8 protein-coding genes and 2 pseudogenes are annotated in these 11,046 nt (G+C 52.9%); 6 read left to right on the forward strand and 4 right to left on the reverse strand.

Annotation, left to right across the window (positions count from 1 at the left end; translation table 11 throughout):
• The first annotated feature begins 326 nt into the window (after positions 1–326).
• Together IGR76_10325 and argB are read left to right on the forward strand one after the other, a co-directional pair.
• Positions 327–839 carry a shikimate kinase gene (locus tag IGR76_10325; GenBank protein MBF2078891.1) on the forward strand — a complete coding sequence of 171 codons (513 nt, stop codon included), beginning with the start codon at positions 327–329 and terminating at the stop codon, positions 837–839.
• 285 nt (positions 840–1,124) lie between these two features.
• Positions 1,125–2,027 carry an acetylglutamate kinase gene (gene argB, locus IGR76_10330; GenBank protein MBF2078892.1) on the forward strand — a complete coding sequence of 301 codons (903 nt, stop codon included), beginning with the start codon at positions 1,125–1,127 and terminating at the stop codon, positions 2,025–2,027.
• Between the two features lie 582 nt (positions 2,028–2,609).
• On the opposite strand, the gene IGR76_10335 is transcribed toward argB, so the two are convergent.
• On the reverse strand, positions 2,610–4,106 hold the full coding sequence (locus IGR76_10335; protein ID MBF2078893.1) for a peptidoglycan-binding protein: 1,497 nt from the start codon (positions 4,104–4,106) through the stop codon (positions 2,610–2,612).
• A 266-nt stretch (positions 4,107–4,372) separates the two neighbouring features.
• On the opposite strand from IGR76_10335, the gene IGR76_10340 reads away from it, so the two are divergent.
• The 3 genes and pseudogenes from IGR76_10340 (at position 4,373) to IGR76_10350 (ending at position 5,641) form a co-directional block, all read left to right on the forward strand.
• Entirely contained in the window at positions 4,373–5,011 is a 639-nt protein-coding gene (locus IGR76_10340; protein MBF2078894.1) for a 1-acyl-sn-glycerol-3-phosphate acyltransferase, read from the forward strand.
• Between the two features lie 33 nt (positions 5,012–5,044).
• Positions 5,045–5,365 carry a GrpB family protein gene (locus tag IGR76_10345; protein ID MBF2078895.1) on the forward strand — a complete coding sequence of 107 codons (321 nt, stop codon included), beginning with the start codon at positions 5,045–5,047 and terminating at the stop codon, positions 5,363–5,365.
• A pseudogene (locus IGR76_10350) lies at positions 5,362–5,641 on the forward strand (GrpB family protein). Before IGR76_10345 ends, IGR76_10350 begins: the two are co-directional and overlap by 4 nt.
• Here IGR76_10350 and codA read toward each other — a convergent pair.
• The 3 genes and pseudogenes from codA to IGR76_10365 all read right to left on the reverse strand — a co-directional run bounded on the left by codA (position 5,547) and on the right by IGR76_10365 (position 8,750).
• Complete coding sequence (codA, locus tag IGR76_10355) at positions 5,547–6,878, reverse strand: cytosine deaminase (GenBank protein MBF2078896.1); 1,332 nt, start codon at positions 6,876–6,878, stop codon at positions 5,547–5,549. The pseudogene IGR76_10350 and the gene codA sit on opposite strands and share 95 nt — an antisense overlap.
• 39 nt (positions 6,879–6,917) lie before the next feature.
• Positions 6,918–7,118, reverse strand: coding sequence for a hypothetical protein (locus IGR76_10360; GenBank protein ID MBF2078897.1), 201 nt, complete (start codon positions 7,116–7,118; stop codon positions 6,918–6,920).
• 164 nt (positions 7,119–7,282) lie between these two features.
• Positions 7,283–8,750 (reverse strand): annotated as a pseudogene (locus tag IGR76_10365) (PLP-dependent aminotransferase family protein).
• Positions 8,751–9,227: 477 nt separating this feature from the next.
• Between IGR76_10365 and IGR76_10370 the strand changes: the two are divergent.
• Positions 9,228–11,046 (forward strand): acetate--CoA ligase family protein (locus IGR76_10370; GenBank protein MBF2078898.1); only part of this gene is annotated, 1,819 nt, incomplete at its 3' end.

Raw genomic sequence — 11,046 nt, forward strand, 5'->3', positions numbered from 1 at the left:
TAGCTGCTTCAGCCATTCTCATTAACAATTCTTATTGCGGTGACCAGGTACAAAACCTCTTGATGTTTCAGAACTCACGGTTTTTCTGAGGTGATGCTCAATAAAAATGAGCAGAGTGCTACATTTCTAGGCGTTTAGCTTGGTGCTACCCATTGGGGCTATTCCTAAATCATCTAGCCTTCGGCACTGGATAACGGTTAACCATGGGCGATCTTCTATCTGCTTGCTGAGGTGGACTGAAGCCGGGTATTGTGAAAACAAGTACGCTTCAGGACGATAGCACTGTGACGGATTTGCTTCGAGGAGCCAACCTGTTTTTGATTGGCATGATGGGGTCGGGAAAAACGACCGTTGGAACCCTGCTAGCTCAACGATTAGGCTATTCCTTCATCGATACGGATGCTGTGATTGAGCAGGTGACTCAGCGTTCGATTCCTGAAGTGTTTGCCCAGGACGGCGAAGCGGCATTCCGAGAGATTGAAACTCAAGTACTAGGACACGTGGTATCCCATGTGCGGATGGTGATTGCAACGGGGGGAGGCTTGGCTGCCCAGGTTGAAAACTGGCGCTACCTACAACACGGGGTAGTGGTGTGGCTAGATGCAAGCCCGGAAATTCTTTACCAGCGGTTGCAAGGCGATCGCACCCGTCCGCTATTGCAAAACGAAAATCCCTACCAACGCTTAGTGGATCTACTCGAAGAACGGCGTTCGCGCTACACCCAGGCCGATCTTCACATCACTATTGCTGAGGACGAATCACCTGAGCAAACTGCCGATCGCATCATTGAAGCGGTTCGCGGCATTCTTAAGCCTAGCTCTGTCTTGCCCCAGTCTTAACGCGCATCCTCTGACAGCGTTGATTGCGTCAGGGAACGTTTACAAATACGATTGCTGCATAGTAGTATCCTCCACTACACTGCGTATGCCTAAGCACTCAGTATCCGAAGTGGGCGATCGCTCTGCTGAGGTTCCTCCCAGTCCTGACCCGGTAGCTCTAATGTTTCTGCCAGCTTAGAGCCCCTAGGAGAATGCCTACGCCTAAAGAAGTTTCGCGGAGCCGATCGCAACTAACTTAGGCTTGCTATAGTCAAAGGCAAGTTCAATCAAGAGTTAGCCCCATTAATCATGGTCAACGATATTGACATCGACTATATCCAAAAAGCTGAAGCCACCCGCGTCCGCGTTCTGAGTGAAGCTCTACCCTACATCCAGGAGTTTTCAGGTCGTACAGTGGTGATTAAATATGGCGGTGCTGCCATGAAAGACGGTCATCTCAAAGAAACCGTCATGCGCGATATCGTGTTTCTGTCCTGTGTGGGGTTGCGTCCGATTGTCGTCCATGGGGGTGGCCCGGAAATTAACTCTTGGCTGACGAAGCTCAACATTGAACCCCAGTTTAAGAACGGATTGCGGGTCACGGATGCCGCCACCATGGATGTCGTGGAAATGGTGTTGGTGGGTCGGGTCAACAAAGAGATTGTGTCTCTAATCAACAAGGCTGGCGGTGCGGCGGTTGGCCTGTGCGGTAAGGATGGCGGCATGATTCGGGCGCGGCCTCAGGGGGATGAAGGTATCGGCTTTGTGGGCGAAGTCAGCGCGATGAATCCTCGCTTGATTGAGGCGTTAGTAAAAGATGGCTATATTCCGGTGATTTCCAGTGTTGCGGCGGATGATAACGGCCAAGCGTATAACATTAATGCTGATACGGTTGCGGGGGAAATCGCGGCTGCCCTCGGAGCCGAGAAGATGATCCTGCTGACGGATACCTCCGGCATTCTCGAAAACTACAAAGATCCCTCGACGCTGATTGCGAAGCTCGACATCCAGCAAGCCCGAAAACTTATTGATTCTGGCATTGTGGGTGGGGGCATGATTCCGAAGGTCAATTGCTGTGTGCGATCGCTCGCCCAAGGGGTAAAAGCTGCTCACATCATTGATGGACGGATTCCCCATGCGCTACTGCTGGAAATTTTCACCGATGCTGGAATTGGTTCCATGATTGTGGCGTCGGAATTTATTGTTTAGTCCTGATTTGGGGCGATCGCTCACACCTTCAAACCCTATCACTGGTGAAGACCGATCTGTAGGAGTCAAGCTCAGATCGGTTTTTTGATGTCAAAAACTGAGCATAAATTTTGTGTGTCAAGAAATTGAAAGATTTTGGGGTGCGATCGCGAAATTTCCAGATCGAGGGGTGTATCCCTATTCACCTTTTGCTTTGGAGGACAACAACACGATTCCCACGCTCTACCCCCCCCCCCTAACACACTCCGCTCCCAGCCCCCAACCGAGAAGGAGGTCACGATGAAACGAAATCCAGCCATGAACGGATTTTTCAAGGTCGCCTTAAGCACAGCGAAATATTCAGCTCTCTTTTTATTCGGAGTTGCGGTTGCAATCGCAATCGCGTTGGCATTTGGCGCAATCTCTGTCGGCCATCTCGTGATGCTTTTTCTGTGGGAGTGCGTTTGGCGGATAGCCTTATTGCTCTCTGGACTCTGGACAGCCGGAATGCTGGTGGAGTCTATGCGCTAATTGAAAGAGAAGCGATCGCCCAAATGGGCGATCGCTTCATGGTTATGTTAGTCGTTTAAGGGTTTTGACCTGCTAACGAACAATATCGTTGGGAGAAAGTCCATGCTCTTCTTGGGCTTCTCGAATAGCTTGTTCAAGCTCAGGGGTCATCACTCCATTGATAGGGCCAGAATATAACCCCTGTTTCTGCAATTCTTGCTGCACTTCTCGAACGGATTCCGTGCCCTGCGTAGAAACTTGTGTGGCTGTCGGCAGACTTGGTGCTTGTGTTACCGGGGACGGAGACGGCACAACTACTGCTGATGGCGGTGGAGCAGGAGTTGGGATGGTCACGGTAGGCGTTGTCGGCACACTAACTGCTGCAGATGGAACCGTAGGGACAACAACTGCTGTGGAGGGAATCGGTGGCGTTGAGGATGTACTTTGAGGGGATGTTCCTGGAAAGGTAGGGGTAGGTGCAGGCGCAACGGTTGTAGGGTTGCTGACGCTGGGTACAGGGGCTGGGCTAGGTTGAGCCGTTGCAGCAGGTGGTGTGGTGGTTGGTACAACGGTAGGATTGATAGGCGGAGCTGAACGGAGCGCAAAGAACTGCTCATCCAGTAGATAGGTAGTTTGGGGGCCAACCAAGCCGTCTGCAACAAGCCCTGAAGTTTCCTGGAACCGGACAACGGCATCTTCTGTAGACTGACCGAACGAGCCATCAATCGAGCCAGCGTAGTAGCCCAAGGCTTGAAGTTGGCTCTGCAAAACAATCACGTCCCGCCCGGTGCTACCTAGACGTAGCACGCTAGGGCTAGGAGAACTTGAAGGAGTAGCGGTTGAAGAAGAACTAGGGGCTGGGGCGGGTGCTGGAGATGCAGCACTGACCGCGCTGGCACTGCGTAGGGCTTGCTCGGTGGCAGGGCCGACGACACCATCTGCTGTTAACCCATTGTTTTCCTGAAATGCTAGGACAGCCTGGGTTGTTGCCTTGCCAAAGATACCATCAATACCGCCCGTGTAGTAGCCCAAGTTGGATAACCGTTCTTGGAGAGCAACGACCAGTTCTCCGCGTGTGCCCTCGCGCACGTTACCGGGGGTCGCTTCGACGTAGGTTGTTGCAGTCGGGGTGCGGGCATTGACTAAAGCTGCCAATGTGCCTGTCCCGACAATGCCATCGGCGGTTAATCCATTACTGGTTTGAAATTCGATCACCGCCTGCTCGGTTTGCTCACCGAAATATCCTGTTACCAGGCCATCATAATAGCCTAAAGCGGCAAGATTTTCCTGCAGTTTGGTAACAGCATCCCCACTATCACCGACGCGCAGGGTTGGGGATGGAGCGGTTGCTTGACTAATCTGAAACGGTGCAGGTTCTAGGACGTTGCTGGTCAGTACGGGAGCAGGTTGGTCACGACCCGGTAAAGGGGGAGTGGCGATCGCCTCTGATGCCACGCCTCCGAAGGCCGCGACGATGAACGCCCAGACCCATACATGCCGATAGCGCTGCCTACGCCACAGCACGTTGAACCCGTGGGACATCAACAGCCAAGACATGCGATCAGGTCGGATGGAGGTTAGAGCGTTCATACCTACAAATAGAGCCGAACTAAAGATCACTGGCATTTTAGCACTCTAGCAGTAGCGTGACTCGTCTTTCTCGGATTCGATCGCGTTTATTTATCTTTTTTAATAGCTTCTTTAAAACTGTTGTGCTTTACTACCTGGGCATCTGGCATCCGCAATCTGAGTTTTGAGTTGAGGATGGGTTGTGGGGTCGGTGATTCCAGCATTGGGGTTGGACGATGTATGGGACGATGAAGGGTGCAGTTGTTTGAAGCGAATAGGGCAGACCTATGGCGCGATCGCGTGAACCCCTTTCCAGTCTGATGCTGTATCACCTTTTTAAGTGGTCAGTTGTGAGTCCTGTGCTGCATGTTTACTTGCGCGGACGGATCTATGGGGCAGAGCATGTGCCAAAGCAAGGCCCGCTGATTGTCGTCAGCAACCACGCCAGCGATTTTGATCCACCGATAGTGTCAAATTGTGTGCGGCGACCCGTATCGTTTATGGCGAAGGAAGAACTGTTCCGGGTTCCGGTGCTGAAAAGTGCGATTCGGCTTTACGGAGCCTATCCTGTCAAGCGGGGTTCAGCCGATCGCAGTGCGATTCGTGCTGCCTTAGCTCAACTGGAAGAGGGGTGGGCAGTTGGCATTTTCCTGCAAGGGACACGGACAGCAGATGCACGAATTCCGGAGCCAAAATTGGGGGCGGCGCTAATTGCGGCGAAAGCTCAAGTACCGCTGCTGCCTGTCAGTTTGTGGGGAACGCAGCGGATTATTCCGAAAGGTGCGAAATGTCCGCGACCTGTTCCGGTGACGGTTCGGATTGGGCATCCGATCGATCCACCCCAGTCGGGCGATCGCGCCGAATTGGAAGCGATTACCCAACAGTGTGCCGATGCCATTCATACGCTGCATGATCGGGGACGCTAGTAGAATCAGGCTGTGAAGGATTGGTCTACCAGAATGAGAATCGTTGAGGTTGTTCCGCCTAATCCCCATTGGCGATCGCAGTTTGAAGCTGAAGCGACGGCGATCGCCCCCATCCTGCGAGAGACGCTGATTGCATTGCACCACATCGGCAGCACAAGCATTCCGGGCATTTACGCCAAGCCCATTATTGATCTGTTGGCGGAGGTGCGGGATTTAGAGCAGGTTGACGCTCAAAATTCTGCCTTGGAATCCCTTGGCTACGTTGCAATGGGGGCGTATGGCATTCCCGGTCGGCGCTATTTTCGTAAAGATAATTCCGCAGGCGTTCGCACCCACCATCTCCATAATTTTTGAACAGGATTCTGCCCAAATTGCCCGTCATCAAGATAATTCCGCAGGCGTTCGCACCCACCATCTCCATAATTTTTGAACAGGATTCTGCCCAAATTGCCCGTCATCAAGATAATTCCGCAGGCGTTCGCACCCACCATCTCCATAATTTTTGAACAGGATTCTGCCCAAATTGCCCGTCATCTCAACTTCTGGGATTACCTGATTGCTCATCCGGATAAGGCGCAGGAGTATAGCCGTCTAACCATTGCGGCTGAGGGGATTGCGTTTGGGCAATGAGTTGACCGTGGGAAATGACATACTGCACAGTCGCGCGACGGCGAATGGCCTCATAGCGATTCTCGGCATCCAGGACAATGAAGTTGGCAGGTTTACCTACCTCGACCCCGTAGCGATCGCCCACATTCAGCGTTTTCGCGCCATTCCAGGTGATCATGTCGTAACAGGCATCAATCTCCGCCATGCCCGTCATCTGGCAGACGTGTACGGCCATGCTGGCCACGTCTAACATATTGCCCGTCCCCAAGCTATACCAAGGATCTTGAATACAGTCATGCCCCAAGCTAACGTTAAACCCCTGCTGCCAAAGTTCCTTAACGCGGGTAACGCCGCGCCGCTTGGGATAGGTATCTGCTCGCCCTTGCAGCGTGATGTTGATGAGCGGATTGGCGATGAAGTTGAGGGGCGATCGCCGCAACAGTCCCATGAGCTTGAAGGCATAGGCGTTGTTGTAGGAGCCAAACGCCGTTGTATGGCTAGCCGTGACGCGATCGCCCATGCCGCTGCGCAGGGTACAGGCGGCGACTACTTCTAAGAAACGGGACTGCTCATCGTCAATCTCGTCACAGTGGATATCAATGAGGCGATCGTACTGTTGCGCCAGTTCAAAAATGCGGTGAACCGAGTTAACGCCATCTTCGCGGGTGAGTTCGTAGTGGGGAATGCCACCCACGGCATCCGCTCCCAGACGTAGCGCTTCTTCTAAGAGTTCTTCGTTTTTGGGACTGCCGTAAACGCCATCCTGAGGAAAGGCGACGACTTGAACCGTAATCCAGTCTTTGACCTGCTCCCGAACCTTGAGGAGTCCTTGTAGAGCAATGAGATTTTGTTCGCTGACATCCGCATGGGTTCGGACGAAGAGAACACCCTGGGTGGCCTGCTGCTTGAGGGTAGCGATCGCCCTTTCTTGCACATCCTCAATGGATAGGTCTTGCTTGCGATCGCGCCAGATTTCAATGCCTTCAAACAGGGTGCCGCTTTGATTCCAGCGGGGTTGACCTGCGGTTTGAGCCGAATCAAGGTGAATATGGGACTCGACAAAGGGTGGACTAACAAGCTTTCCGGCAACCTCTAACTCTAGGGGGGCAGAGGCGTTGAGGTGAGGGGTGATCGCGGCGATGTACCCGTCTCGAATGCCAATATCTACCGTGGAAAGGGGGCGATCGCGGGTCAGCCATTGACCCTGGCGCAAAATTACATCAAATGTCGCGTCGGATGAATTCTGCGAATTATTCACTATTGCCTCACACACTTGGTTGTGATGTCTGCAATTAGTTTAATCTACAACCCGCAGAATGCCACGCTGGAGCGCATCAAATACCCGGTTAATTAGCGCATGATCTGCTGCAGAAAGCGTCGTCGATAGGGCGACCTTCATAAACCGTTGTTGATCTAAGCGGGTAATACGGCGCGTGCTGAAGACGTCGTTAACGATATCTTCAATTGAAGTGGAAGGATTGTGGGTAGTTGCGTACATCGTTCAGTCACTCCGCTTTGTTTATAGTTCTACTATCCCGTAAATCTGGCTAATGTTAATGTGATGGGACGGTTTACCCAGTGTGATTCTACGGGGTATATCGTGTGATGTAAGCGGTGACTTTGAGAGATGAAGATCAGCCTTGTTTGTGATTTAGATGACGGTTAGCCTACACCCAGCATCGACATGGCAAGTTGCCGTTTTGCTAAATATCCCAACGTTTGCATGGCGCGATCAATCTCGTCTGACCAGGGTAATCCTGTGTTTAGCTGGAAACAGTTGCGGTAGCTCTCGGACGGTGAAAAGATCAAGCCCGGAGCAATACTGATGTTGTGTTGGAGTACTGCTTCCCCGTAGCTCAAGGTGTCGAACTCCAGCGGCATTTCTAGCCAGAGGACGTGCCCACCGTTGGGACGGGTCACTTTGGTTTCTGCCGGGAAGTAGTCACAAATGGCCTGGGTCATGCGAGCCATTTGTGACTGGTAGGCGCGACGCATTTGGCGTAGATGGCGATCGTATCCTCCATTGGCTAGAAAAGACGCGATCGTAAGCTGGGGGGCGATCGCCGTTGTTTGGTTAATAATCCACTTCAGGCGTTCAACACGAGGTTGATAGCGACCTGCCGCCACCCAGCCCACGCGCAATCCGGGCGATAGGGTTTTACTGTAGGAGGCGCAGTACAGCACGAGATCATCTCGGTCAAAGGCTTTAAGTGCTTTGGGGCGTGAGCCTTCAAAATACAAATCTCCGTAAATGTCATCCTCGATGAGGGGAATTTGGTATCGAGTGACTAAGTTCACCAATTCTTTCTTCTTGCGATCGCTCATGCAGGTACCCAGGGGATTGCTGAAGTTTGACACCAACACCAACGCCTTCACCGCCTGATGCTGGATCGCGTGTTCCAGATGAGAGAGAGAAATGCCGTCACGGGGATGGGTTGGCAGTTCCAACGCCTTTAGGTGCAAGATTTCGAGGGCTTCCAGGATGCCGTAGTAAGTCGGAGACTCGATCGCCACCACATCGCCCGGTTTCGTAACCGCCTTTAAAGACAGATAAATCGCCTCAAACGTCCCATTCGTCGTCACAATCTGGTCGGGCGTCATCGAACACCCTGCCGTCATCAGGCGCTTCGCAACCTCTTGTCGCAAGGGTTCGCATCCTGGCGGGAGGTCGTAGGAATGGGCTTTGGGGGTGTGGGTTCGTAAGACTTGACCCATAATGCGATTCAGGGCATTCAGGGGTAGTAATTCCATGCTTGGTAGCGCTGCCGCCAGGTGAACGGTGTCGGGATTGATGCCCGATCGACACACTCGAAACGCCAAGGAGGTGTCCACCTCACATACTCGCTTTGGAGGAGCCGACTGGATTCGGCTCTTCGGGCGCGATCAGGACATTACAGCGCACGTAGTAGCCCGATTGGGGACGAGCGCTAATTAAGCCCCGATCTTCCAGTAACCGATAGGCTTCTAAAACCGTTGAAATGCTTACTGATAGCTGTTCGCGCAGTTTTCGGACTGAGGGAATGCGATCGCCCGGTTTTAGCGTGCCTTCCGTAATCAGGGTTTGGATATGGTCGGCAACCTGTTCGTACAAGCTTTTATCTGGGGCGGATTGTAGCGGGGTCACATTCATGGGCGATCGCTCCCTGTAGATGTCAGTAACGCATAATCGGGAATAGCAACTCCTGATCCGGCACAGTTGGCACTGGTTGCAACCATAACAGTTGGATAAAACTGCATAGTGTCCGTCACAATTTAGCTTGATTTGATTAAAGGCGATTGCTCACCTGCAAAATCTTCAGGTTCCAGACTGCAACACAAGTTAGCCTTACGACTCATCTAAATTGTCCCTAAAACCGCCAAGATGCTTGTATAGCAAGCAATATAGCAACATCGTTCTCTGAGAACCAGGTGTTCCCGTATAAAGGTGTTAAAGCTTTTCTTACGACTCGGAGGGGATCACGAGAGCCTCGCTAGGATAACAGTGGTCAGTCCCGTATCTAGGTGAGTCAAGACTGCATCGTTCGGAGTTCGGAGCGGTTAACGCCTGTGTCCCGTTCCTGAACGTAGCAACCGCAGCCACCTGAAGTCCTCTTTCTGGTTTCCCATCATGTCGCTAAAACCTACAACCGATCCCACCTATGACCTATTGCGGTCTGAGCAACATCCCCTCAGTGCCATCTTCAATCCCAAAACCGTAGCCGTGATTGGCGCAACGGATCGCCCGGGCAGCGTGGGTCGAACCGTCCTTTGGAATTTGATTCAGTCTCCGTTTGGAGGCACGGTGCTTCCAGTCAACCCCAAACGCCACAACGTCCTGGGAATCAAAGCCTATGCTTCCATCCAAGCCATTCAGGAACCCGTTGATCTGGCAATTATCGCCACCCCAGCGCCCACGGTTCCAGGATTAATTCGCGACTGTATTGCGGCAGGCGTATCAGGGGCGATCGTAATGTCGGCAGGCTTTAAAGAAACCGGAGCCGAGGGAGTCGCCCTCGAAGCCGAAATTTCTGAGATTCTCAAAACCTCGAAGCTGCGGCTGATCGGGCCCAACTGTCTGGGTGTGATGAATCCCCACTCTGGCTTGAATGCCACCTTTGCGAGTGCGATCGCCCGTCCCGGCAATGTCGGCTTCATCAGCCAAAGCGGTGCCCTGTGTACAGCCGTGCTGGACTGGAGCTTCCCGGAAAACGTTGGTTTTAGTGCCTTTGTATCCATCGGCTCCATGCTGGATGTGGATTGGGGTGACTTAATCTACTACCTCGGTGATGATCCCCATACTCAGAGCATCGTGATCTATATGGAATCGATCGGCAACGCGCGATCGTTCCTGTCTGCCGCCCGTGAGGTGGCACTGACCAAACCGATTATCGTCTTGAAAACCGGACGTACTGAAGCTGCCGCCAAGGCCGCTGCCTCCCATACCGGAGCCTTAGCTGGAAGTGACGATGTGCTGGATGCGGCCTTCCGTCGTTGCGGGGTGCTGCGGGTAGATCGGATTTCCGAGCTATTTGACCTTGCGGAAGTCCTCGCAAAACAGAGGCATCGTCCCCAAGGGCCAAACCTAACGATCATCACGAACGCAGGTGGGCCAGGCGTCTTGACCACCGATGCCCTGATTCGCACTCAGGGACAGTTGGCGACGTTGTCCGATGAAACTCTGGCGGAACTGAACAAAATCTTGCCATCCCACTGGAGCCACGGCAACCCTATCGATATTCTTGGGGATGCCGATCCAGAGCGCTATGCCCAAGCGTTAGAAATCGCGATCAAAGACCCGAACAGTGACGGTTTGCTAGTCATGCTGACGCCGCAAGCCATGACCGATCCCACCGCAACGGCAGCTAAGCTCAAGCCCTACGTGCAGGAATCGAAAAAGCCGATCATGGCAAGCTGGATGGGCGGCGATGAAGTGACTGCCGGGGAACACTTGCTCAACAATGCCAACGTCCCAACCTATCGGTTTCCCGATGAAGCAGCACGGCTCTTTAATCTGACTTGGAAGTACAGCTATAACCTGAAGGGAATTTACGAAACTCCCGTTATCGCCACTGATGGCAGTTCGTTTGATCGCGATCGCGTCACGGCCATTATCCAGCAAGCCACCGCAGAGGGACGAACGCTGCTCACCGAGGTGGAATCGAAGCAAATTCTGGAGGCGTACCATATCCCCGTGGTGAAAACGGCGATCGCCCATTCCGAAGAGGAAGCCGTCACCCATGCTGAAGCGATCGGCTATCCGGTGGTCATCAAGCTCCTATCCACCACCATCACCCATAAAACCGATGTGGGCGGTGTTCAGCTCAACCTCCGAAATGCGGATTCCGTGCGCTGGGCCTACCGTAACATGAAGACTTCCATTTGCGATCGCCATGGGGAATCGGTATTTCTAGGCGTCACGGTACAGCCCATGATTTCCCTTCAGGATA

Source organism: Synechococcales cyanobacterium T60_A2020_003 (genome assembly GCA_015272205.1).
In the GTDB taxonomy this organism is placed as follows: Bacteria; Cyanobacteriota; Cyanobacteriia; order RECH01; family RECH01; genus JACYMB01.

Bases quoted from the DNA above. Each gene is read 5' to 3' on its own strand.
- IGR76_10325 (MBF2078891.1), top strand. From the start codon at position 327: ATGATGGGGTCGGGAAAAACGACCGTTGGAACCCTGCTAGCTCAACGA.
- IGR76_10335 (MBF2078893.1), bottom strand. From the start codon at position 4,106: ATGAACGCTCTAACCTCCATCCGACCTGATCGCATGTCTTGGCTGTTG.
- IGR76_10340 (MBF2078894.1), top strand. From the start codon at position 4,373: ATGGCGCGATCGCGTGAACCCCTTTCCAGTCTGATGCTGTATCACCTT.
- IGR76_10345 (MBF2078895.1), top strand. From the start codon at position 5,045: ATGAGAATCGTTGAGGTTGTTCCGCCTAATCCCCATTGGCGATCGCAG.
- IGR76_10360 (MBF2078897.1), bottom strand. From the start codon at position 7,118: ATGTACGCAACTACCCACAATCCTTCCACTTCAATTGAAGATATCGTT.